The organism is Sphingomonas sp. NFR04 (assembly GCF_900114095.1).
GTDB lineage: Bacteria > Pseudomonadota > Alphaproteobacteria > Sphingomonadales > Sphingomonadaceae > Sphingomonas.
Map to the genome: position 1 here is coordinate 299,206 of NZ_FORV01000003.1, position 22,940 is coordinate 322,145.

A 22,940-nucleotide genomic window follows, 5' to 3' on the forward strand; every position below is an offset into this window, starting at 1 on the left:
CGGCTTCGTCGTCCTGCGGCTTCTGCTGTTCGGGATCGTGGATCATGTGGGCCTCCTGGGGTTGCCAGGACTCAACGAAGCGGTGCCGCAAAGGGTTCGAGGTTCAGCCTAGCCGGCGGATGAACTCTTGGGCACCTGCGGGCGCCCGTACCTTGCCGCCATGGATGAAGAAGACGAAGGTCTCGCGGGGCTGCACCGGCGCGGGCTCGGGCGCGAAGGTGGGAAGCCCCGCGGGCTGGCCGCCCGCCGCCCAGGTCCTGGCCGCGTCCACCCAGCGGGGCAGCGCGTCTTCGGGATAGCAGAAGGGGTTGTTGTCCTCGCCCGCCTCGAGCCGCGCATAGACGAAGTCGCCGCTGACATCGGCGATGGCCGGATATTGCGGCGAATCGGCGAAGACGATTGCCACGCCGGCCGCGCGGCACAGTGCGACGAATTCCGGCGTGTGGAAGCTGTCATGCCGCACCTGCACCGCGTGGCGGAGCTTCACGCCGTCCTGCACCGCTGGCAGCAGCTTGAGGAAGGCGCCGAAATCTTCGGCATCGAACTTCTTGGTCGCCATGAACTGCCAGAAGATCGGGCCGAGCTTGTCGCCCAGCTCGGTCAGCCCCTGGCCGCAGAATCGCGCGATCGAGTCGCCTGCTTCGGCCAGCACCTTGCGGTTGGTGACGAAGCGCGAGCCCTTCACCGCGTACACAAAGCCTTCCGGCGCCGCCGCCGCCCAGCCGGCGAAGCTCGCGGGCTTGAAGGTGGAATAATAGGTGCCGTTGATCTCGATCGCGGTGAGCGCGGCGGCGGCATATTCCAGCTCGCGCTTCTGCGGCAGCTTGTCGGGATAGAAGGTGCCGCGCCACGGCTCGAAGGTCCAGCCGCCGATGCCGACGCGAATGGAGGCGGGGGTGGCGGACATCGGCTTCTCCTAAGACCATGGCACGACTCGCCATTTGCTTCGGCCTTAGTATCGTGGCGCATCATGCTGCGAAACCACGCACCCGCCGACCAGCGCCTCGCCGACCAGGCCTATTCGCGCATCGTCGAGATCATCCTCGGCGGACTGAACGTCGGCGACCGGCTCCCGTCCGAATCGCGTCTGGCCGAAAGCTTCGGCATGTCGCGCACCGTGGTGCGCGAGGCGCTGGTGCGGCTGGCGGCCGACGGCATTACCGAAGCCCGGCGCGGGGCGGGGTCCTATGTGATGCGGCGCCCCTCGCTGCGGTTGGGCGCGCATATGGCGTTTGATGAGCTTTCGGCGACGCTCGGCACCTATGAAGTGCGATTCGCGCTCGAATCGGAAGCCGCCCGGCTGGCGGCGCGGCGGCGCTCGCCCGAGCAGCTGGCGGAGATCGAATCGGCGATGGCCGATCTGCGCAAGGCATTGCTCTCCAGCGACCCCGCGCACGACGAGGATTGGCGGCTGCACCGCGCAATCTTCCGCGCGACCTCGAATCCGGCCTTCGAGAAGGCATTCGAGCATCTGCATGAGGAAACGATGCGAATCATGCGGGCCGGCGTCGACATCGCCCGGCTGCGCGAAGCCGAACCGATCGCGGCGATGGTGCGCGAGCATGCGACGATCGTCGAGGCGATCCGCGCGCAGGATGCGGACGGCGCAGCGCTCGCGATGCGCTGGCATTTGTCGGAAGGGAGAAAACGGCTGATGCCGTGAGATCGACAATACAGTCGCTGGTACGCGACTGGAGCGGGCGAAGGGATTCGAACCCTCGACCCCAACCTTGGCAAGGTTGTGCTCTACCCCTGAGCTACGCCCGCTCTGGCGTCGTGGCCGGGAGCGTTTCGAAGCGCTCTCGGCGGGTGAGGCGGGCCAACTAACAGCGGGTTTGATAGTGCGCAACCCCCAATTTGTCACTTTTTGGAAAAGGCTTGGCGGTTCGGCCCCGAACGCCCAAATAGGGGCCGACCCGCCCGCGCGCCCTTCAGAGGCGCCGGCACCCGCAATTCGCTGAAGGAGCGCATTTTGGCCACGCTTGGTTTGAGCCCCGCCGACAAACAGGCGGTCGACGCCTTCCGCAAGGACGTCGTCGAGCCGTCGATGTCGAAGCTCGTCATCATCGATTTCTGGGCGGAATGGTGCGGGCCGTGCAAGGCGCTGGGCCCGGTGATCGAGAAGGTCGCCGACGAATATGCCCCCAAGGGGGTAATGCTGGCCAAGATCGACGTCGACGCGAACAACTTCATTGCCAGCCAATTCCAGGTCCGCTCGATCCCCACGGTCTATGCGATGTTCCAGGGCCAGCTGGTCGCCGACCTGACCAGCGCGCGCACCGAATCGCAGCTGCGCACGATGCTCGACCAGATTCTCCGCCAGCTGCCGATCAGCGGCGAAGAGGCCGAAGCGGAAGCCGAGCTCGAACCGCTGATCGCGATGGGCGAGCAGGTGCTGGCGGACGGCGATGCCGAGCGCGCGCTCGCGATCTTCGACCAGATCGCCGAAATGGCGCCGGGCCATCCGGTGGTCACCGCCGGCCGCGTTCGGGCCCTCACCGCACTGGGCCAGCATGACGCGGCACAGGCCGCGCTCGACGCGATCGAGGGCGATGCCGCCAAGGCACCCGAGGTCGAGCGCGCCCGCGCCGCGCTGAGCCTCGCCCGCGAAGCCCAGCCGGTCGGCGATCTCGCCGGTCTCGCCGCGCATGCGGCCGCGAATCCCGAGGACATGGACGCGCGCTACGAGCTCGCCGGCGGCCAGATGGCGGCAGGCGATCGCGAGGGCGCGGCCGAAACGCTGCTCGCCATGGTCCGCGACGATCGCGCCTGGAACGAGGGTGCCGCCCGCCAGCGGCTGCTCAAGCTGTTCGAGGTCGTCGGGCTGGAGGACCCCTGGGTCGCCGCCCAGCGTCGCAAGCTGTCGCAGATCCTGTTCGGATGAAGACGACGCGGCTCTCGGTGTTTCCGCTGGCAGGTGCGCTGCTGTTTCCGCGCATGCACCTGCCGCTCCACATCTTCGAGCCGCGCTACCGCGCGATGGTCTCCGAGGCCCTCGCGCGCGATCGGCGCATCGGCATGGTCCAGCCGCGCGACGAGCGCGACCCGCCGACGCTGTTCGACGTGGGCTGTGTCGGCCGGATCGCGGACGTGGAGGCGCTGGAGGACGGTCGCTACAACATCGTGCTGGAGGGCCTGAGCCGCTTCACCATCGTCCGCGAGCTGGAGCTGGGCACGCCCTTCCGCCAGGTCGAAGCGGCGCTGGAAGTCGCCGGCGAGTCCGAATCGCTGTCGCTCGCCGGCCGCGCCTCGATCGAGATGGAATCGCGCCGCTTCGCCGATGGCCTCGGCTATATGGTCGATTGGGAAGCGGTGACGCGGCTCGACGACGAATCGCTGGTCAACGGCATCGCCCAGATCGCACCGTTCGATGCGGCATCGAAGCAGGCGCTGCTCGAGGCACCCCGGCTGGAGGACCGCGCCGAGCTGATCGTGCAGCTGATGCAGTTTTTCGGCCGCCACGGCGAGGACAGCGCGACGCTGCAGTGATCTGCCCGTTTTTCGGGCAGAGCTGCGTCACAAAATTCACCAGTTCATAATAATTGGCGGCACGAAACGCACATCCCCTCTGTGCGTTCCATTTGGCACGCCCCTTGCGACGTTGCTCCCCGGGACAACCGCCAGAGGGGGCGACATGAAGCTCATCATCGCCATCATCAAACCCTTCAAGCTCGACGAGGTGCGCGAGGCGCTCACCACCGTCGGGGTGACGGGCATGACCGTTACCGAAGTGAAGGGGTTCGGCCGCCAGAAAGGCCAGACCGAGATCTATCGCGGCGCCGAGTACAGCACGAACATGGTGCCGAAGATCAAGATCGAGGTCGCCGTGGGCAGCGATCTTGCCGACCGCGCCGTGGAGGCGATCCAGGCGGCGGCGAGCACCGGCGCGATCGGTGACGGCAAGATCTTCGTCCTCGACATGGGCCAGGCCGTGCGCATCCGCACCGGCGAGACCGACGAGACGGCGCTGTGAGCAAGGGGGTAGCAATGAAGCAAGGATGGAAGACCGCCGGGCTCGCGCTCGGCGCGGCCGCGCTGGTCGCGGCGATGCCCGCCTGGGCACAGACCCCGGCACTGATCAAGGCGCCCACCGTCGCCCAGCAGGCGACGATGGTGAACAAGGGCGACACCGCCTGGATGCTGATCTCCTCGGCGCTGGTGCTGATGATGTCGGTGCCGGCGCTGGCGCTGTTCTATGGCGGCCTGGTGCGCACCAAGAACATGCTCTCGGTGCTGATGCAGGTGTTCATGATCGTCTCGGTCGCCTCGCTGGTGTGGTGCACCTGGGGCTATTCGATCGCCTTCACCAGCGGCGGCGAGAACCATTTCTTCGGCGGCCTCTCCAAGGCGTTCCTGATCGGGGTGAGCGGCAACACCTATGCCGCGACCTTCTCGAACAACGTCTACATCCCCGAATTCGCCTTCGTCTGCTTCCAGATGACCTTCGCCTGCATCACGCCGGCGCTGATTGTCGGTGCCTTTGCCGAGCGTGTGAAGTTCACGCCCCTGATCATCTTCACCGTGCTGTGGATGACGCTGGCCTATTTCCCGATCGCGCACATGGTGTGGTACTGGGCGGGCCCGGACTTCCTGGTCGACACGCCGACCGATTATGGCTTCCTGTGGGGCAAGGGCGCACTCGATTTCGCCGGCGGCACCGTCGTCCACATCAATGCGGGCATCGCCGGCCTGGTCGGCTGCCTCGTGATCGGCAAGCGCGTGGGCTTCAAGAGCGAGCCGATGCCGCCGCACTCGCTGACCATGACCATGATCGGCGCCTCGCTGCTGTGGGTGGGCTGGTTCGGCTTCAACGCCGGCTCCAACCTGGAATCGAACGGCGTGACTGCGGTCGCCTTCATCAACACCTTCGTCGCCACCGCCGCTGCCGCGGTCAGCTGGGCGGTGATCGAGCAGGTCGTGCACAAGAAGCCGTCGCTGCTGGGTGGCGTGACCGGTGCGGTCGCCGGCCTCGTCGCGATCACCCCGGCTTCGGGCTTCGCTGCGCCGATGACTTCGATCGTGCTCGGCCTGGTCGTGTCGCCGATCTGCTTCTTCTTCGTCACCACGGTGAAGAACAAGCTCAAGTATGACGACTCGCTCGACGTGTTCGGCGTCCACTGCGTCGGCGGCATCATCGGTGCGCTCGGCACCGCGATCGTCGCCAACCCGGCGCTCGGGGGCCAGGGCATCATCGACTACACCAAGTTCCCGGCGGTCGCGGCACCCAGCTACGACACCGCGGCGCAGCTGCTGATCCAGGCCGAAGCGGTGGGCATCACCCTGCTCTGGTCGGGCGTGGTTTCGGCGATCCTGTTCTACGGCCTGAAGCTCACCATCGGCATCCGTCCTTCGAAGGAAGTGGAAGTCGAAGGGCTCGACATCAACGAGCATGGCGAGCGCGCCTACAACTACTGACAAGTTCGGGCGCCGCGGGATCCTCTCCTGCCGCCGCGCCCCACCGAGGTTCCTCCTGCGGACGACTGGGCTGGTGGGCAACCACCAGCCCATTTTTTGTGTGTTGGGAGTAGACGAGCCGCCGCTTGCAGCAGGCCTCCCCTCCCGCTTGCGGGAGGGGCTAGGGGAGGGTGTGTAAGGGTAGCGGGCGACGGCGTCCCAGAAAGAACCTCCACGTCGCACCCTCCCCCATCCCCTCCCGCAAGCGGGAGGGGGGATAAAGGATCAGCGCCCCGACAGCTGCTCGAGCGCCGGGCGGATGCCGGACAGGTCGTAGCCTGCACCCGCGCCCTTCGCGACCAATTCGTTCGGCTCCCCGCCCTTGTACGCCGTAGCCAGCGCCCAGAGGTTGCACGAGCGCGTGCCCGAGCGGCAGTACGCCAGCACCGGCCCGTCGACCGAGGCCAGCGCCTCGGCCATCGCCTCGACCTGCGCCATCGAGAAGCCGCCCGGCGTCACCGGGATCTCGGTATAGCCCAGCCCCGCCGCCTCGGCGGCCTCGGCGATCTGCGCGCCGGTCGGCTGGCCGAACTCTTCCCCTTCGGGGCGATTGTTGATGATGTGCACGAACCCCGCCGCCGCGAGCGCCGGCACGTCCTCGGGACGGATCTGCGGGGCCACCGAGATGCTGTCGTCGATCTTGTTGGGCATGGCAGGTCCTCTTTCTGATTCCAGCGCGAGGCTGTAGCGCGAGGGCACGCCCCAAGGAAGCCGATCAGAACTGGCGGAGGACGTTCAGGAAGTCCTGCCCATAAGCGTCGAGCTTGCGCGCGCCGACCCCGGAGAGCTGCCCCATCTCCGCCAGCGACGACGGCCGCACCATCGCCATGTCGCGCAGCACCGAATCATGGAAGATCACATAGGGCGGCAGCCCGGTCTCCTGCGCGATCTCGCGGCGCTTGGCGCGCAGTGCCTCGAACAGCGGATTGCCGACCGGGTTCGGCACCGAACCCTTGGCCCCGCGGCGACGCCGCTCGCGCTTGGGCGGCAGGACCAGCTCCAGCTTCGCCTCGCCCTTGAGGATCGCGCGCGCCTCGGGCCCGAATTCCAGCCCGCCATGTTCGTTGGTGCGCAACGCATCGCGCAGCAGCAGCGCGCGCGACACGGGCTTCAGCATCGCCACTTCGTCGCCGTCGACGATGCCGAACACCGACAGCTTCTCATGCCCGTTCATCAGGCTGCGCTCGGTCGAGACGCCGGTGAGGATGCCCTCGATATAGCCGATGCCGTAGAGCATGCCGGTGCGGAACACCGCCGAAAGGAATTTCTGCGCGGTCACGCTGACGTCGATCGCCGCCGGGGGATTGAGGCAGTTGTCGCAGTTGCCGCAGGTCTCCGGCGGATCCTCGCCGAAATGCTTGAGCAGGATGCGACGGCGACACCCCGCGGTCTCGACCAGCGCACCGAGCGCCATCAGCCGGGTGCGCTCGCCGGACTGGCGCGACGGCTCGACCTCGCCGATCCGCTGGCGGGCGCGGGCGAAATCGTCGGCGCCCCAGAAGAGATGCGCGACCGAGGGATCGCCGTCGCGGCCGGCGCGGCCGGTTTCCTGGTAATAGGCCTCGATCGACTTGGGCAGCCCGGCATGGGCGACGAAACGGACGTCGGGCTTGTCGATCCCCATACCGAACGCGACGGTGGCGACCACCACCATGTCCTCGCTCGCGACGAACTGCGCCTGGTTGCGGCGACGCACCTCGGGATCGAGCCCGGCATGATAGGGGAGCACCGACCGCCCGGTCTCCGCCGCCAGCTTTTCGGCGAGCTGCTCCACGCCCTTGCGGGTCTGGGCATAGACGATGCCGGGGCCGGGATTCTCGGCGACGATGTCGATGATCTGCCGCGTCGTGTTCTCGCGCGGAGCGATATGGTAGCGGATGTTCGGCCGGTCGAAGCCGGCGACGATCAGCCCGTCTTCCGGAATGCCCAGCTGTTCGAGAATGTCGGCGCGGGTATGCGCGTCGGCCGTGGCGGTGAGCGCAAGGCGCGGCACTTCCGGAAAGCGATCGAGCAGCGGGCGCAGCAGCCGGTAATCGGGGCGGAAATCATGCCCCCATTCGGAAACGCAATGCGCTTCGTCGATCGCGAACAGGCTGAGCGGCGCCTGGGTCAGCAGGTTGCGGAAGCCCTCGCCCGAGGCGCGCTCCGGCGCGATGTAGAGCAGGTCGAGCTCGCCCGCGCGGAAGCGCTCGATCGTCTCGGCACGATTGTCGTCGACCGAGGTGAGCGTCGCCGCGCGGATGCCCACGGCTTCGGCCGCGCGCAGCTGGTCGTGCATCAGCGCGATCAGCGGGCTGACGACGACGCAGGTTCCCTCCAGCATCACCGAGGGCAGCTGATAGGTGAGCGACTTGCCCGCGCCGGTGGGCATCACCGCGAGGGTGCGCTGTCCCGCCATGACGCGGTCGACCACCGAGCCCTGCACGCCGCGAAAGGCGTCATAGCCGAAAACCCGGCGGAGATGTTCAATGGGATCGGGACGCATGGCTGCCATCAGACTGCCCGGCACATGCTTGCACTGTCGAGCAAATGTTAACTTGTCGGTCGCTATTAGACCGATGTGCTGGGGGGCGCAAACGCAGGAAGTTAGACGATGCCGATCGAGCCCCCGGATGAAACCGCCCGCCTTGCCGAGCTCAAGGGCTATGGCGTGCTCGACACCCCGAACGAAGCCGAGTTCGACGCGATCGTGCGCGAAGCCGCCGCCGCGCTGGGCGTGCCGATCGCGCTGATTTCGCTGATCGACGAGAACCGGCAATGGTTCAAGGCGCGCGTCGGGCTGGAACCGCAGGAGACGCCGCGCTCGATCTCCTTCTGCACCCATGCGATCCGCGGACCCGAGGTGTTCGTGGTCAACGACGCGCAGGCCGATCCCCGCTTTGCCGAGAACCCGCTGGTCACCGGCGACCCCAATATCCGCTTCTATGCCGGGGCGCCGCTGCGCACGTCCACCGGCAAGCGGATCGGCACGCTCTGCGTCATCGATCGCATGGCCCGCCCAGCGCTGACCGAGCAGGACACGGCGCGGCTGACGCTGCTCGCCGACAAGACGATGCAGGCGCTCGAACGCCGCCGCCAGCGACTGAATGCTGCCGACGCAGCCTGAAGCGAAACGAACACCCACAGTTTTCGTGGGCCCAGCCCTTGCCGCTGACCCCCCTGATCCGGCAAAGCGGCCCGGATGACCGTCAGCGTGGACATGGGCGTCGACGGCACGGGCAGCCCCGTGCCGGTCGATCTGGAGGAGTTGCTTGCAACCCGATTGCTCGTCCAGGGCAATTCGGGCTCGGGCAAGTCGCACCTGCTGCGGCGGCTGCTCGAACAATCGGCTGGCCATGTGCAGCAGGTGGTGATCGATCCCGAGGGCGATTTCGTCACCCTCTCCGATCGCTACGGCCATCTCGCGATCGAGGCGGTCGACCATAGCGAGCGCGACGTCGCCCGCTTCGCCGCGCGCATCCGCGAGCATCGCGCCTCGGTGGTGCTGAGCCTCGAAGGGCTGGAGGCGGAAGGCCAGATGCGCTGCGCCGCCACCTTCCTCAACGGCCTGTTCGATGCGCCGCGCGACCATTGGTATCCCGCCCTTGTCGTGGTGGACGAGGCCCAGCTATTCGCGCCCGCCGGCGGCGGTGAAGTGGCGGAGGAAGTCCGCCGCGCCTCGCTCTCCGCAATGACCAACCTGATGTGCCGCGGCCGCAAGCGCGGGCTGGCCGGGGTGATCGCGACGCAGCGGCTCGCCAAGCTCGCCAAGAACGTCGCGGCGGAAGCGTCGAACTTCCTGATGGGCCGCACCTTCCTCGATATCGACATGCAGCGCGCCGCCGACCTGCTCGGCATGGAACGCCGCCAGGCCGAGGCGATCCGCGACCTGGCGCGCGGGCATTTCCTCGGCCTCGGCCCGGCGATCACCCGGCGGCCGGTGGCGATCCGCATCGGCTCGGTGGAAACCAGCGCGCGCAGCTCGTCGCCCAAGCTGACCCCGTTGCCCCAGGCACCGACCGAAGACATCAAGGACCTGCTGCTCGCCCCCGCCGAACCCGAATGGGTGCCGCCGGCCCCGCCGCCCGCGCATGCCTATGCCCAGCCGGAGACCGTGCTCGAGCAGCTTGCCCGCTCGGCGCCTTCGCCGATGGAGATCGAGCCCGATCGCGATCCCGAGGAAGTCGCCGGCCTCGTCGGCGATGTGCTGCGCGCGATCGTCGAGGACGAGCAGTCGACGTTGCGCTCGCCGGCGGTGCTGTACCAGGATTTCCAGGTCCGCTGCCGGATGGTGGGGCTGACCCGTCCGCCGCTCGACATTTCGGGCTTTGTCCGCCGTCTGTCGGCGGCCCGCGCGGGCATCCATGGCGATCCCGACGACGAATGGGCGCAGGCGCTGGAAGCGGCACGGGCGCTGCCCGACGACATGCTCGCCCCGTTCCTGCTCGTCGCCAAGGCGGCGCGCGAGGGGCTGCCCTGCCCGAGCGATACCGACATCGCGACCAGCTACGGCACCAGCTCGCTCGGGCGGGCGCGGCGGCTGATGCAATATATCGAGAGCAAGGGGTTGTTCGTCACCCGCGTCGACCTGTCGGGCAAGCGCTCGATCACCATCCCGCGGCTCGGCTGGACGACGCAGGCCTCAGACGGCTGAGCGCCCGCGCCGATGCAACCGCGCGTTGAGCGCGAACATGCACAGCGCCCAGATCGCGCCGAAGCACCAGCCGGCCAGCACGTCCGACGGCCAGTGGACGCCGAGGAACACGCGGCTGCAGCCGATCAACAGCACCAGCAGCACCGCGAAGCCGAGCAGATAGGCGCGCGCCCAGCGGCTGGTCTGCGTCTGCGCGACCATGATGCCGAGGGTAAGGTACACCGCCGCCGAGATCATCGCATGGCCGCTCGGGAAGCTGGCGCTGGAGACATGGGCGAGGTGGGGCACCACGTCCGGCCGCGGACGGTGCAGGAAGATCTTGAGCAGCGCGTTGATCGTCGAGGCGCCGACCAGCGATCCGCCGAGCAGCAGTGCCTCGGAGCGCTTGCCAAACGCGAACAGGAAGATCAGCGTCGCGGCGCCGGCCAGCCACAGCACCGTGTAGCCGCCCAGCGCGCTGATATCGATCGCCGACTGGAGCAGCCAGGCCGGGCCGATCGGCGTGGCGAGATCGTCGGGGGTGCGAAACGCCAGCAGCAGCGCAGGATCGAAGGCGAAGCCGCTGGCGAAGCGCAGGGAGAGGAACGCGGCGAGGCCGGCCAGCGACAGGCCCAGCAGGGCGAGCGCGGGCCAGAGCCATTGGCGGTTGGATTGCTGAAGCGGGTTGGAATCGGTCATGCTGCTCGCGTTTTGGAGGGGAGAGGGCCTCCTATCGCATAGGCGGTGTGAGCGGAGGCAAAAAAACCATCGTCATCCCCGCGAAGGCGGGGATCCATTCGCCTGTGCGCTGGGGAGAGAACCGCAGCATCAGCGCCAATGGATCCCCGCCTCCGCGGGGATGACGTGGTAGTTCAAACAGACGCGATAACCCTGGCGGGGACGAGACGGGTACGCCTCACCCCTTCGGGCCGCGACCTTCCAGCATGCCGGGCGCGATGAAGCCGATCGGTTGGATCGACGAGGCCTGCTGCTTCAGCCTGCCCTGCATCGCCTCGTAATCGCTCTCCATCTCCGGCGTGACGGTCGCCCGCGAGTCCTTCAGCGCTTCCTCGAAATGCGCCATCGTCACTTCGCGCGTCGCGAGCGACTGGCGCAGCGCGACGAGGCCGGCGCGGCGGACCACATCTTCCAGGTCGGCGCCGGTATAGCGCTGGGTCTGCTCGGCGATCGAACCCAGGTCGACATCGGCAGCCAGCGGCATCTTGCCGGTCTGGATCCGCAGGATGCGCTCGCGCCCGGCCTTGTCGGGCACGCCGACATAGACCAGCTCATCGAACCGGCCCGGGCGGAGCAGGGCAGGGTCGATCAGGTTCGGCCGGTTGGTCGCGCCGATCACCACCACCGACTGGAGTTCCTCCAGCCCGTCCATCTCGGCGAGGATGGTGTTGACCACGCGCTCGGTCACCTGCGGCTCGCCCATCGCACCGCCCCGGGCAGGGACCAGCGAGTCGAGCTCGTCGATGAAGATCACGCAGGGCGCGACCTGGCGGGCGCGGGCGAACAGCCGCGCGATCTGCTGCTCGCTCTCGCCATACCATTTGGACAGCAGGTCGCTCGACTTGGTGGCGATGAAGTTCGCCTCCGCCTCGCGCGCCACGGCCTTGGCGAGCAGCGTCTTGCCGGTACCCGGCGGCCCATAGAGCAGGAAGCCCTTGGCCGGACGAATGCCGAGGCGCCGGAACGCGTCCGGATCCTTGAGCGGCAGCTCCACGCCTTCCTTGAGCCGCATCTGCGCGTCGTCGAGGCCGCCGACATCCTCCCAGCGGACCGTCGGCGCCTGCACCATGACTTCGCGCATCGCCGAGGGCTGGACGCGCTTGAGCGCCTCCAGGAAGTCGTCGCGGGTGACCGACAGCGTGTCGAGCACCTCGGGCGGGATCGTGCCTTCCTCGAGGTTGAGGCGCGGCATGATCCGCCGCACGGCCTCGATCGCTGCCTCGCGGGTCAGTGCAGCGAGATCGGCGCCGACAAAGCCGTAGGTGGTGCGGGCCAGCTCGGGCAGGTCGACATCCTCGGCCAGCGGCATGCCGCGGGTGTGGATGCCCAGGATCTCGCGGCGACCGCGATCGTCCGGCACGCCGACGACGATCTCGCGATCGAACCGGCCCGGACGGCGCAGGGCCTCGTCGATCGCCTCGGGACGATTCGTCGCGGCGATCACGACGATGTTGGCGCGCGCCTCCAGCCCGTCCATCAGCGTCAGCAGCTGGGCGACGAGGCGCTTTTCCGCCTCGCCGGTGACCTGGCCGCGCTTGGGCGCGATCGAATCGATCTCGTCGATGAACACGATGGAAGGCGCGTTCTTCGCCGCTTCCTCGAACACCTGGCGCAGCCGCTGCTCGGATTCGCCATAGGCCGAACCCATGATCTCCGGCCCGTTGATCAGGTGGAAGCTGGCATCGCTTTCATTGGCGACCGCGCGGGCGAGGCGGGTCTTGCCGGTGCCGGGCGGCCCATGCAGCAGCACGCCCTTGGGCGGATCGACGCCCAGGCGCTGGAACAGCTCCGGATAGCGCAGCGGCAGCTCGACCATCTCGCGCAGCTGGTCGATCGTCGCGCCCATGCCGCCGATATCGTCATAGGTGACGTCGGCGCGGCGGCTTTCCTTGGCCTCCTCATACTCCGTGCGGAGCTCGACCTCGGTATTCTCGTCGATATGCACTACGCCGCGCGGCACCGTCGAAAGCACGGTGAGGCGAATCTCCTGCAGGGCATAAGCCGGCGCGCGGACGAACTGCGCGACGTTCGGCGGCACGTCGGCACGCTGATGGCCCACCGTGGCGATGGTGTCGCCGGAAGTCAGCGGGCGGGTGAAGAAGGTGCGCTTCAGCGCCTCGCCGGTGCCGCGCAGGCGCAGATTGGCCTGGGCCGGGCCGAACACGACCCGAGTCGCCGGCTTCGAATCGGCACGACGCACCTCGACAAAGTCGCCCGAGCCGACACCGGCATTGGCGCGCTGGAGCCCGTCGATGCGGAGCAGCTCCAGGCCTTCGTCTTCGGAATAGGGGAGGACGGCGCGCGCAGGGGTGCTGCGCTTGCCGACGATTTCGATCACATCGCCCTCGGTGATGCCAAGGGCAGCCATCAAACTGCGTGGGATATGGGCCAGGCCGCGGCCGCTGTCCTCGGGCCGCGCATTGGCGACCTGCAGGCGGCGGGTGCGGGATTCGTCATCGGCCATTCTGGGTTCCTTCGTGGCTAGGCACGGAAGCTAAGAACGGCGGAGGCAAAAAAAAGGGCCGCCTCAATAAAGGGCGGCCTTGGAAAGTTTTAGGAGAGGATGCCTGAAAGGCACCCCCTATGTGCGGTGCGGCACGTTTTTGTGCAAGTGCGAAAATTACACCGCGTAGATGCATGGCTTGCAATCGCAATTGTCCGGAGCGATATTCGCTGCGAGCGGGAATGGATCGCGCAAGAGCCTTTGGTTCTTGCGAGCCCTTTGCTGCACCGCACCACAGAAGAGAGACGGATCGATGCGACGCCTTCCGCCGCTCACCGCGATCGAAGCCTTTGTCCAGGTTGCCCGCTTGGGTTCGATCAAGGCCGCCGCCGAGGAGCTGGCGCTGTCCTCGCCCGCGCTCAGTCGGCGGGTGCAGGCGCTCGAGCGCTTCATCGGCAAGCCGCTGTTCGAGCGACGGCACCAATCGCTGCGGCTCAACGACGATGGCGACCGGCTGCTCAGCCTGATCGCCCCTGCGCTCGACACGATGACCGACGCGATCGAGACGATGACCAGCGGCAGCGAATTGCTGCGGCTGCGGCTCGGCGTGCTGCCGCTCTATGCGACGCAGCAGCTGCTGCCGCGCCTGCCCGAGCTGAAGAGACAGCATCCCCAATTGCATCTGGACGTCGACACCGGCAGCCATGGCATGGCGCGGCTGGGCGACGGGCTCGACGCGGCGATCGTCATCGCCCGCGATATCGACCCCGGCTATTATTCGCGCCGGCTCGATCGCAACCGCGTGCACGTCATCGGCGCTCGCAACCTTGTGGAGGGGCCGACCCCGGTCCGTGATCCCATGGACCTGTCGCGGCTTACCGCATTGGTCCACCGCGAAATGCCCGAGACCTTCACCGCCTGGCGGATGGCGGCCGGCTATCCCGATCTCGAACCGGCAGCGATCGACCTGTTCGATTCGGGCAATCTGATGCTGGAGGCAGCCGCCCAGGGCCTAGGCGTCGCGTTCATGCTCGAGTCGCATTACCAGTCCGCCCGAGACGAGCGGCTGGTGCAGCTGTTCGACCTGACCGTGGAGAGCCATTACAGCTACTGGTTCGTCTGCCGTCCCCGCGCGCTGACGCTGCGGCCGGTGCAGATCTTCCATGACTGGCTGATCTCGGCGATGGGCGCGGATTTGCTGGACATGCCGCAGGCCTGACCCTGCCTCTTTGGGCAAAGTCAATGGAATGGCGCGGCGGGATCGCCTACATGGGGGCCATGTCGCCGCTCAACGCCGTCCTGATTTTCCTCGCCACCGTGCTCGGCATGGAGCTGTTCGCCTATGCCGCGCACCGCTGGATCATGCACGGGCCCGGCTGGTTCCTCCACGAAAGCCACCACCGCCCGCGCACGGGCAATTGGGAGCTCAACGACCTCTACGCGGCGATCTTCGCGGTGCCGTCGTTCGTGCTGCTGCTGGGCGGCGTGCAGCTCGGCTGGTGGCCGGGCTTCACCTGGATCGGCGCGGGGATTGCGGCGTACGGCGCGATCTATTTCGGCTTCCACGACCTGATCGTGCACAAGCGGCTTCGCCACCGCTACATCCCGCGCTCCAGCTACATGAAGCGGATCGTCCAGGCGCACCGGCTCCACCACGCCGTACGCACCCGCAAGGGCACGGTGAGCTTCGGCTTCCTCTATGCTCCCAAGCCCGAGGTGCTGAAGGCGCAGCTGCGCGAGAGCGGCGCCATCGTCCAGCGGATCACCATCCCGGATTGAGCCGTTCGGCGGATTGACGGGGCGCCCCACCGGACCCACATCTTGGGTCTATGGAACAGCTGAATCTCTCCGAATCCGAATGGCGCAAGCGCCTTACCCCCGAGCAGTTCCACGTGCTGCGCGAGGCCGGCACCGAGCGCGCCTTTTCCGGACATTACAACGACAACAAGGCCGACGGCATCTATCGCTGCGCCGGATGCCAGCTCGAATTGTTCGACAGCGTCGACAAATATGACTCGGGCTCGGGCTGGCCCAGCTTCACCCAGCCGGTGGCGCCGGACCATGTGAGCGAGCATGCGGATACCAGCCATGGCATGCGCCGGATCGAGGCACGCTGCGCCCGCTGCGACGGCCATCTCGGCCATGTCTTTCCCGATGGACCCCCGCCGACCGGCCTTCGCTACTGCATGAATTCGGTCAGCCTTGATTTTCGGCCCCGCGCGGCAGGTGCATCGGCCGCCTGATCCCTAACGCCTGATCCTTGTGAGAAGGCCCCGCACGCTGTAATCGCTCACACCGTACATGGCCGTGAAATCGAAAACCGCAGCTGCGCCTTGGTGGCGCCGGGGCTCCTTCTGGAAGAAGTTCTTCCTCTGGTCGCTGATCAGCGGCGTGGCGTTGGCGCTGATCGCCGGCATCGCGCTGCTGATCGCGGTCTATTCGGCGCGCTCGACGCTGCCGAGCTTCGACCAGATGAAGTCCTCGCCCAACGGACAGATGATCCGCGTCCACGCGGTCGACGGCACCGTGCTCGTCTCGCTCGGGCCGAGCTATGGCGAGTGGATCAAGTACGACCAGATCCCGCAGGCGATGAAGGACGCGATCATCGCGACCGAGGATCGCCGCTTCGAATCGCACTGGGGCGTCGATCCGATCGGCGTCGCGCGCATCTTCTGGGTGGCCAAGCGGCTGCATGACGAGGGCCGGCGCCTGCAGGGCGGCTCGACGATCACCCAGCAGGTGGCGCGCACCATCTTCCTGTCGAACAAGTACAGCGTCGGCCGCAAGGTCCGCGAGGCGGTGCTGGCGCTGGCGCTCGAGCGCAAGTTCAGCAAGCAGGAAATCCTCGAGCTTTACCTGAACAAAGTCTATTTCGGCGGCGGCGCGTACGGTATCGACGCGGCGAGCCGCAAGTTCTTCGGCCACCCCGCGACCAACCTCTCGCTCGGCGAGTCCGCGATCATCGCAGGCCTGGTCAAGGCGCCGTCGCATTATTCGCCGACGGCCGATGCCGAGGCGGCGGTCGATCGCGCGACGGTGGTGCTCAAGCTGATGGCCGATGCCGGCAAGATCAGCGAGGCCCAGGCCAACAGCACCGATCCGCACGCCGTGCAGCTGGCGCCCGAGCCCAAGCAGAACAGCGTCCGCTACTTCACCGACTGGGCGCTGCCCCAGCTGGAGACGCTGATCGACGAGACCGAGGCGCCGCTCGACGTGTGGACGACGCTCGACCTCAACATGCAGCGCAGCGCCGACCAGGCGATCCGCGTGAATGCGCCCGACGGCGCGCAGGGCGCGCTCGTCTCGATCGACCGGGATGGCGCGGTGCGGGCGATGGTGGGCGGCAAGGACTATGTGTCCTCGATCTACAACCGCGCGACCCAGGCGCAGCGCCAGCCGGGCTCGTCGTTCAAGCTGTTCGTCTATCTCTCGGCGCTCGAAGCCGGGCACAAGCCCGATGACGTGGTGGTCGACGAGCCGGTGACGATCGACGGCTGGAGCCCACGCAATGATTCGCGCCGCAACAGCGGGCCGATCACGATCCGCACCGCCTTTGCCTATTCGGTCAACACGATCGCGGCGAAGCTCGGCCAGGAGGTGGGCTTCACCACCGTGGCGGACATGGCGAAGCGCTTCGGCATCACCACCCCGATCAACACCCAGCCGGCGATGGTGCTCGGCACCTCGAACGTGCGCCTGATCGACATGACGCGCGCTTTCGCCTCGGTGGGCAACAACGGCGTGGCGGTGACGCCCTATGGCATCACCCGCGTCACCGCGAACAACCGCGTGATCTACCAGCATGAGGTGGATACCAGCCATGTGCTGGTCGCCAATTACGTCGCGGCGCAGATGATCGACCTGATGCAGACCGCGGTGGCCACCGGCACCGGCCGCGCCGCGCAGATCGGTCGTCCGGTCGCGGGCAAGACCGGCACGACGACCTCGAACAAGGACGGCTGGTTCATCGGCTTCTCCAGCGGCCTCACCACCGGCGTGTGGATGGGCCGCGACGACGCCAAGGTGGTGCCGGGCCTGCAGGGCGGCCGCGCGCCGGCCCGAGCCTTCCACGACTTCATGATCCAGGCCGTCGCCAACCGCCCGGTCGAGCAGTTCGAGACCCAGCTGACGCCGCCGGACAACATGCTTGAGCCCGACGAGGACGCCTATGGCGCCCCGGATAACGGCATGATGGTCGATCCGGACGGCAACCCGATCGCGCCGCCGCCGCAGGTGCCGACCGAGCCGGAGGATGGCGAGGAGATGGACGGCACCGCACCGGTGCAGCCGGGCGGCCGCCCGGCGCCCGTCCAGCAACAACAGGGCGAACGGCTCGACCGCGACTGGATCAATCGGATGACCGGCCGGCCGCCGGCGCAGCAGCAGCCCCAGCCGCGCCAGCCGCAACGTCAGCCGGCACCGCAGGATCGCCAGCGGCCCAACGACGAATATTGAGGGCTGCCCCTCTAAACTCCCCTCCCGCTTGCGGGAGGGGCTGGGGGAGGGTGTGTGAGGGTGGCAGGCGATCCGCTGCCGGGATCTCCCGACTGCGACGACCTTCGTTTGTGTAGCGCTTCTGCGTGTGCAGGATCCGCTTCCAGCACACACCCTCCCCTCCCGCAGGCGGGAGGGGGATTGAAGGCGGGAGGCTATTCCCGCCCTACCCAGTGCAGGCTCGACCCATGTTTGCGCAGCCAATGCCGGTGCGGGGTCGGATCGGCGCCGTAGAGCTGCTCGACCAGCGCATGAAACTCCGGGCCATGGTTCATGTGCACCCGGTGCGCGACTTCATGCGCCACCGTTGCCCGGCGGACCTCGCTCGGCGCCAGGATCAGCCGCCAGCTGTAGCGGATTACCCCCGTGGAGGCGCAACTGCCCCAGCGACTCCTCGCATCACCGATCGCGACCTTGGTGACCCGCACCCCGGCCAGCGCCGCATACTGCCCGGTCTCCTCGCTCAGCACCCGCAGCGCCTCGGCCCGCAGCCAGCGTTCGACGCGGCGCCCCAAGCCTTCCTCGGTTCCGCCGCAGAGCAGTTGGTCGCCCTCGCGTCGTACCCCGCGGACGCCCGGCACTGGCCAGACGATCGTCAGTTCGCCATCGCCGAACGGCACGCGGGCACCCGGCACGAACGGCCGCCCGCCGGGCAACCGCTCGCGCTGCGCGTCGATCCAGCCCTGCTGCTCGCCGACCCATTGCATCGCCTTGGCGAGCGACGCGCGCGGCGGAATCGTCAGCCGCACCTTGCCGTCGCGGGGATCGATCGCGAGCCGCATCCGCCGCGCGCGGGGATGGCGGATCACCTCGAGCCCCTCGATCAAAGGCGGCGGTCCGTCATGTGATGTTCGAGATCGCCGGCATCGTCCTCGGAGATGGTCCAGCCGCGGGTCGATTCCCCCGCCTTGTGCACCGCCTCACGGTCGCCCGAGACGAGATAATGCCAGTCGGGCAGCTTCTCGCCATTCGCCCGCAGCCGATAGGCGCAGGTGGTGGGCAGCCACTCGATGTCGCGGACGTTGCGCGTCGTCAGCCGCACGCACTCGGGCACATAGGCGCGGCGATGCTTGTAATCCTTGCAGAGGCCCATGCGGCGATCGAGCAGCTTGCAGGCGACATTGGTGGCGAACAGCTCGCCCGTTTCCTCGTCCTCCAGCTTGTGCAGGCAGCATTTGCCGCAGCCGTCGCACAGGGCTTCCCATTGCGCGCGGTCCAGGGCCTCCAGCGGCAGATCTTCCCAGAATTTGTTGGTCAACGCACCCAATGCTCAAGCTCGGCGACGATCGCCGGGGGATCCTTTTCCAGCGGCAGGCTGGTAATCGGCTTGCCGTCCGGCCCCATCAGATAGGCCACTTCCGTGTGGCCCATCAGATAGCCCGACGGCGTAGGCTGCTTCATATAGGCGACAGCATATTCCTTTGCCACCTGCGCGATCGCTTGCGGCGAGCCGGTAAGCCCCACCAGCCGCGGGTGGAAATTACCGACATATTGCTTGAGCTGCGCCGGCCCGTCGCGCTCGGGATCGACGGTGATGAACAGCGGCACGATCTTCTGCGCGGTGCCCGGCCCCTGCTTGTCGAGCGTGCGCAGCGCCGCGCCGATCTTGGTCAGGTCGGTCGGGCAGACGTCCGGGCAATAGGTGTAGCCGAAATAGACGATGCGGTACTTGCCCGCGAAATCAGCATCGGTGACGGTCTTGCCGTTCTGATCGGTGAGGGTGAACGGCCCGCCGATCCGAGCACCGGCCAGCGGCGGCGCTTCGGTGCTGCCCGTGCCACAGGCCGCCAATGCCAGCATTGCAGAAGCTATCAACGCGCGAAACATCCAGTTCATGGTATCCACCGCCAGTCTTTGCTAGGAACGCCCCTGCATCCGTCGCCCGTATCGAAGGTACCGATCCAGCAATGACGTTCCGTCTCGCCTCTGCCGCCGCCGCGGCGCTTCTCCTCCTGCCGCTTCCGGCGCTCGCCCAAGGCATGGGCCAGCCGCGCGAGAGCATCCAGTTCCTCGACGCGATCCGTAAGGCGGACGGGAACAAGGTCAACGAGTTCCTGCGCGACAAGGCAGCCTCGATGATCAACGTCAAGGATCCCTATGGCACCGGCGAGGCCGCGCTGCACATCGTGATCAAGCGCCAGGACCCGACCTATCTGACCGTGCTGATCAACCAGCCCGGCATCAATGTGAACATCCAGGATCGCGATGGCAACACGCCGCTGATCTTCGCCGCCGGCCTCGGCTGGGCGCCGGGCGTCGACGCGCTGCTCGCCAAGAAGGCCAACGTCAACCTGGCGAACAATGGCGGCGTCACCCCGCTGATCCGGGCGGTGCTCGCCCACGACGCCGAAGTAGCGAAGAAGCTGCTCGATGCGGGCGCCGATCCCGATCGGGCCGATTTCGGCGGCGGCCTGTCGGCGCGCGAATATGCCAAGCGCGAGACTCGCTATCCCTCGATCGCCAAGCTGCTCGCCGACGCGCCCAAGGTCGGCCGCGCTGCGGCGGCGGCAGGGCCGAAGCTCTAACCGACGCTCAGAACCCGTCGGCGACGTCGGGATCGAGCATCCCCAGCAGCCTTCGTCCCGCCCGGCGGGCGAAGGCGAGCGTGGCCTTGCGGCGGGCAGGCGCCGCCAGCGGCACCGTCGCCGCCTCGCGCGCCACCGCCGCATCATAGCGATCGGCAACGATCAGCCCGGTGCGCTCGGGCAGGAAATGCGGCTGGTCGAGCGGGCGCAGGTCGAACCCCTGCGGCACCGCCCAGAAGAAGCGGTCGCAATGGCCAAGATATTCGGGCCATTTGGCGTCGCCGAGCAGGTCGGCGCGCGACACCTTGATCTCGACGATGACGATGTTGCCGCGGGCATCCAGCGCCATCAGGTCGACCCGCCGGCCGCCCTCCAGCGGCACCTCGCCGATCGCCACGCAATCGTGGCGCAGCAGCATCCGGCACACGCCCCGCACCACATCGGCGGCGACCAGCGCCTCGGCTTCGGGAGTCAGGGCAGGAGGCAGGGGAGCGTGCGCGTTCATTGCCGGAACATAGAACATTCGGCGAACACAGAAAAGCCGCCGAATCGCTTCGGCGGCTTTTCAAGCGCGAGCGGGAACCTCCCGATCAGCGATAGAAGATGTGGTTCCCCACGGTCGCAACCGAAGCGCGGCCCTGGGCGCCGTTTACGTAGCGCGCATGGAAGTAGAGCGCGTCGCCGGCCGGGCTGTCCCACAGATTCTTGCGGGCGACCTGCGCCACCGCGAGCGCGCGGCGCCACTGGGCGTTGGCCGGCGGGGTCGGCATCTTGCCGCCGCGGACGAACGAGAACTGGCCCTTCTGGGTCACCACCGAGCAGACCGAACCGGGGAAGCGCCCCGAAGTGCTGCGGTTGATGATCACGTCGGCGACCGCCAGCTGGCCCGACAGCGGCTCGCTGCGGGCTTCGAAATAGACGCCGGTGGCGAGGCAGCGGAGTTCGCGATCCTCTTCGAGCGCAGCAACGTCTTCCTGCGCGGCGACCGCGTCGGAGAGGGTGGCGTATTCCGTATCGCTATCGTCCTCGGCGTCGGTCCCCTGCTGCTCGACCGCGGCCTGGGGCGCGGGAACCTGCTGGGAAGCAAGGACGTTCTGAATCTGTGCCGGTGCCGGCTGCACCGTCGCCTGAAGCTTCGCTTCCTGCTGGGGGAGCGGGCTCAGGTTGAGCGTGGCGGCATTCGCAAGTGCGCCAGCGCAAAAAGTCACAGCTGCGAAAGTCGCAGCCCGTGGCAGAAACTTCATTTCATATCTGTATTGTGCGGTTGGCGTGCGATCGGCCGCTGCTCCGGAGGAGACTGAGCCGTCGGACTTACCCCCCGACTGCGTAACCGATCGACTTCACACCTCGAACGGCACAACGCGAATTGACGTGGTGAACCCTTTCGCGGGCGAGGCCCGGGCTGTCAACAAAGGTTCATCGTTTCAGCGGCGAACCGTTCGCCGCCTGCGATATCCAGTTCAACGACCCACAGATCGCTGTCGCGTTCGCGCCGCCGCCGCCAATAGGCGCTGGCCTCCGCCTCATCGGCCAGTTCCCTGGGGCCGGAGGGGAGCAAGGCACGCTCACCATCGGGCGCGATACCGCCTTCGACGAAGCGCGGATTGCTGCCGCGCTCCAGCAGCAGGAGCAGGATCGCGCCCGAGGTAGCGTCCCCCTTCGCCAGCACCATCGCCGATCCGCCAGCGGCATCGGCCCGCCGCACGAGCGCGCTCACCAGCATCGCGCTGGTCAGCCGCGGCGTCATGCGGTGCGATAGCCGGGCAGGGTGGCGAGCGCGATCCGCGAGCGCATGAAGGTGCCGGTGCCGCGCGCGGCCTCCTCGCCATGCGCGTCGATCAGCCGCGCCTCGGCGACGAACACGCGGCGCTGGCCGCTTACCCAGCGGCCCTCCGCGATCACCGGCCCCTCGGGCAGCGGCCGGGTCAGCAGCAGGTTGAAGGCGGTGGTCAGCAGGAAGCGATCGGTGACCAGGCTGTTTGCCGCATAGAAGGCGGCATCGTCGAGCATCTTGAAATAGCTGGTGCCGTGGGTCGCCCCGGCGGCGTGGAAATAGCGCGAATCCACCTCGAAGCGGATTCGCGCGACTCCCGCCTCGGGAATCTCGAGCACCGACGGGAAGAGCTGGTTGATCGGGGCGGCGGCGTAAAGCGATTCCAGCGCCCGGTAATGCGCCTCGGCCCCCGTCGGCGCCGATTCAGGCGGCGTCACGCGCCTCGACTCCGGTGAGCAGCACGTAGAGCGCATCCTTCGACCCCGCGCCGCGCAGCTTCTCGGCAAAGGGACGCTCGCGCAGCCGCCGCGAGACCGAGGCAAGCGCCTTGAGATGCTCGGCCCCGGCATTGGTTGGGGAGAGCAGCATGAACACCAGGTCCACCGGCAGATCGTCGACCGCGCCGAAATCGAGCGGCTGTTCCAGTCGGGCGAAGACGCCGCACACGCGCGGCAGATCGTCGAGCCGCGCATGCGGAATCGCGATGCCGCCGCCGAAGCCGGTCGAGCCCAGCCGCTCGCGCTCGGCCAGCCGCTCGGCGACCAGCTTGGCGTCGACCCCGTAGATCGCCGCCGCACTGGCACCAAGCTGCTGGAACAGCGCCTTCTTGTTACCCGCCGTAACGCCGGCGAGCACCGCCTCCGGCACGAGCAAATCGCTCAGATCAGTCATGAAATCGTT

25 protein-coding genes and 1 tRNA gene are annotated in these 22,940 nt (G+C 67.6%); 12 read left to right on the top strand and 14 right to left on the bottom strand.

Translation table 11 applies throughout. The features are described 5' to 3' along the window. Positions 1-103 precede the first annotated feature (103 nt). Positions 104-907, bottom strand: coding sequence for a DUF72 domain-containing protein (locus tag BM009_RS11330; RefSeq protein WP_093296238.1), 804 nt, complete (start codon positions 905-907; stop codon positions 104-106). Between the two features lie 63 nt (positions 908-970). On the opposite strand from BM009_RS11330, the gene BM009_RS11335 reads away from it, so the two are divergent. Further along, a complete protein-coding gene (locus BM009_RS11335) occupies positions 971-1,663 on the top strand; it encodes a FadR/GntR family transcriptional regulator (protein ID WP_093296240.1) in 693 nt (230 codons plus the stop codon). A gap of 29 nt (positions 1,664-1,692) precedes the next feature. Here the strand turns inward: BM009_RS11335 and BM009_RS11340 are convergent. Further along, positions 1,693-1,767: transfer RNA gene (locus tag BM009_RS11340), tRNA-Gly, on the bottom strand. A 220-nt stretch (positions 1,768-1,987) separates the two neighbouring features. On the opposite strand from BM009_RS11340, the gene BM009_RS11345 reads away from it, so the two are divergent. The 4 genes from BM009_RS11345 to BM009_RS11360 all read left to right on the top strand — a co-directional run bounded on the left by BM009_RS11345 (position 1,988) and on the right by BM009_RS11360 (position 5,415). Then, positions 1,988-2,884, top strand: coding sequence for a tetratricopeptide repeat protein (locus BM009_RS11345; RefSeq protein ID WP_093296241.1), 897 nt, complete (start codon positions 1,988-1,990; stop codon positions 2,882-2,884). Continuing rightward, positions 2,881-3,489, top strand: a complete 609-nt coding sequence (locus BM009_RS11350; RefSeq protein ID WP_093296243.1) for an LON peptidase substrate-binding domain-containing protein — start codon at positions 2,881-2,883, stop codon at positions 3,487-3,489. The genes BM009_RS11345 and BM009_RS11350 overlap by 4 nt, the downstream gene beginning before the upstream one ends. Before the next feature lie 145 nt (positions 3,490-3,634). Then, a complete protein-coding gene (locus BM009_RS11355; protein WP_010542740.1) occupies positions 3,635-3,973 on the top strand; it encodes a P-II family nitrogen regulator in 339 nt (112 codons plus the stop codon). A 14-nt stretch (positions 3,974-3,987) separates the two neighbouring features. After that, positions 3,988-5,415 (top strand): ammonium transporter, encoded by a 1,428-nt coding sequence (locus BM009_RS11360; RefSeq protein WP_093296244.1) that lies wholly within the window; start codon positions 3,988-3,990, stop codon positions 5,413-5,415. A 264-nt stretch (positions 5,416-5,679) separates the two neighbouring features. Here the strand turns inward: BM009_RS11360 and BM009_RS11365 are convergent, their stop codons facing one another. Then, the gene (locus BM009_RS11365) at positions 5,680-6,105 is read right to left on the bottom strand and encodes a protein tyrosine phosphatase family protein (protein WP_093296246.1); all 426 of its coding nucleotides are present in this window, start codon (positions 6,103-6,105) and stop codon (positions 5,680-5,682) included. A 64-nt stretch (positions 6,106-6,169) separates the two neighbouring features. After that, positions 6,170-7,939, bottom strand: a complete 1,770-nt coding sequence (gene recQ / locus BM009_RS11370; RefSeq protein ID WP_093296575.1) for a DNA helicase RecQ — start codon at positions 7,937-7,939, stop codon at positions 6,170-6,172. Between the two features lie 108 nt (positions 7,940-8,047). Between recQ and BM009_RS11375 the strand changes: the two genes are divergently transcribed. Continuing rightward, complete coding sequence (locus BM009_RS11375) at positions 8,048-8,560, top strand: GAF domain-containing protein (RefSeq protein WP_093296247.1); 513 nt, start codon at positions 8,048-8,050, stop codon at positions 8,558-8,560. A 75-nt stretch (positions 8,561-8,635) separates the two neighbouring features. After that, the gene (locus BM009_RS11380) at positions 8,636-10,087 is read left to right on the top strand and encodes a helicase HerA domain-containing protein (RefSeq protein ID WP_093296249.1); all 1,452 of its coding nucleotides are present in this window, start codon (positions 8,636-8,638) and stop codon (positions 10,085-10,087) included. On the opposite strand, the gene BM009_RS11385 is transcribed toward BM009_RS11380, so the two are convergent. Continuing rightward, complete coding sequence (locus BM009_RS11385) at positions 10,076-10,765, bottom strand: phosphatase PAP2 family protein (RefSeq protein WP_093296250.1); 690 nt, start codon at positions 10,763-10,765, stop codon at positions 10,076-10,078. The two genes, BM009_RS11380 and BM009_RS11385, sit on opposite strands and share 12 nt — an antisense overlap. A gap of 217 nt (positions 10,766-10,982) precedes the next feature. Beyond that, a complete protein-coding gene (locus BM009_RS11390; protein WP_093296252.1) occupies positions 10,983-13,268 on the bottom strand; it encodes a CDC48 family AAA ATPase in 2,286 nt (761 codons plus the stop codon). A gap of 292 nt (positions 13,269-13,560) precedes the next feature. Between BM009_RS11390 and BM009_RS11395 the strand changes: the two genes are divergently transcribed. Genes BM009_RS11395 through BM009_RS11410 form a run of 4 tightly spaced genes read left to right on the top strand, consistent with a single transcriptional unit; the run spans position 13,561 to position 17,702 of the window. Further along, positions 13,561-14,466 carry a LysR substrate-binding domain-containing protein gene (locus tag BM009_RS11395; protein WP_093296253.1) on the top strand — a complete coding sequence of 302 codons (906 nt, stop codon included), beginning with the start codon at positions 13,561-13,563 and terminating at the stop codon, positions 14,464-14,466. Positions 14,467-14,525: 59 nt separating this feature from the next. Then, complete coding sequence (locus BM009_RS11400) at positions 14,526-15,026, top strand: sterol desaturase family protein (RefSeq protein WP_254772269.1); 501 nt, start codon at positions 14,526-14,528, stop codon at positions 15,024-15,026. A 50-nt stretch (positions 15,027-15,076) separates the two neighbouring features. Then, positions 15,077-15,490, top strand: a complete 414-nt coding sequence (msrB, locus tag BM009_RS11405) for a peptide-methionine (R)-S-oxide reductase MsrB (protein WP_093296256.1) — start codon at positions 15,077-15,079, stop codon at positions 15,488-15,490. 58 nt (positions 15,491-15,548) lie between these two features. Beyond that, entirely contained in the window at positions 15,549-17,702 is a 2,154-nt protein-coding gene (locus BM009_RS11410; protein WP_093296258.1) for a transglycosylase domain-containing protein, read from the top strand. A gap of 194 nt (positions 17,703-17,896) precedes the next feature. On the opposite strand, the gene BM009_RS11415 is transcribed toward BM009_RS11410, so the two are convergent. The 3 genes from BM009_RS11415 to BM009_RS11425 are packed head-to-tail and all read right to left on the bottom strand — an operon-like array spanning position 17,897 to position 19,577. After that, positions 17,897-18,568, bottom strand: coding sequence for a M48 family metallopeptidase (locus BM009_RS11415; protein WP_093296259.1), 672 nt, complete (start codon positions 18,566-18,568; stop codon positions 17,897-17,899). Continuing rightward, positions 18,565-19,008, bottom strand: coding sequence for a YcgN family cysteine cluster protein (locus BM009_RS11420; RefSeq protein ID WP_093296261.1), 444 nt, complete (start codon positions 19,006-19,008; stop codon positions 18,565-18,567). Before BM009_RS11420 ends, BM009_RS11415 begins: the two co-directional genes overlap by 4 nt. Continuing rightward, complete coding sequence (locus BM009_RS11425) at positions 18,996-19,577, bottom strand: SCO family protein (protein ID WP_093296262.1); 582 nt, start codon at positions 19,575-19,577, stop codon at positions 18,996-18,998. The genes BM009_RS11420 and BM009_RS11425 overlap by 13 nt, the downstream gene beginning before the upstream one ends. Before the next feature lie 71 nt (positions 19,578-19,648). Between BM009_RS11425 and BM009_RS11430 the strand changes: the two genes are divergently transcribed. Then, entirely contained in the window at positions 19,649-20,266 is a 618-nt protein-coding gene (locus tag BM009_RS11430) for an ankyrin repeat domain-containing protein (protein WP_093296264.1), read from the top strand. A 7-nt stretch (positions 20,267-20,273) separates the two neighbouring features. Here the strand turns inward: BM009_RS11430 and BM009_RS11435 are convergent, their stop codons facing one another. From BM009_RS11435 to BM009_RS11455, 5 genes are all read right to left on the bottom strand, one after another. Further along, on the bottom strand, positions 20,274-20,771 hold the full coding sequence (locus BM009_RS11435) for an MmcB family DNA repair protein (protein ID WP_093296577.1): 498 nt from the start codon (positions 20,769-20,771) through the stop codon (positions 20,274-20,276). 85 nt (positions 20,772-20,856) lie between these two features. Continuing rightward, entirely contained in the window at positions 20,857-21,474 is a 618-nt protein-coding gene (locus BM009_RS11440) for a cell wall hydrolase (protein ID WP_254772255.1), read from the bottom strand. A gap of 197 nt (positions 21,475-21,671) precedes the next feature. After that, positions 21,672-22,013: a DUF1491 family protein gene (locus BM009_RS11445; RefSeq protein ID WP_093296267.1), complete on the bottom strand. Its 342-nt coding sequence runs from the start codon at positions 22,011-22,013 to the stop codon at positions 21,672-21,674. Beyond that, entirely contained in the window at positions 22,010-22,513 is a 504-nt protein-coding gene (locus BM009_RS11450) for a PaaI family thioesterase (RefSeq protein ID WP_093296268.1), read from the bottom strand. Before BM009_RS11450 ends, BM009_RS11445 begins: the two co-directional genes overlap by 4 nt. After that, positions 22,464-22,931: a PTS sugar transporter subunit IIA gene (locus BM009_RS11455; protein ID WP_093296270.1), complete on the bottom strand. Its 468-nt coding sequence runs from the start codon at positions 22,929-22,931 to the stop codon at positions 22,464-22,466. Before BM009_RS11455 ends, BM009_RS11450 begins: the two co-directional genes overlap by 50 nt. Positions 22,932-22,940 lie beyond the last annotated feature (9 nt).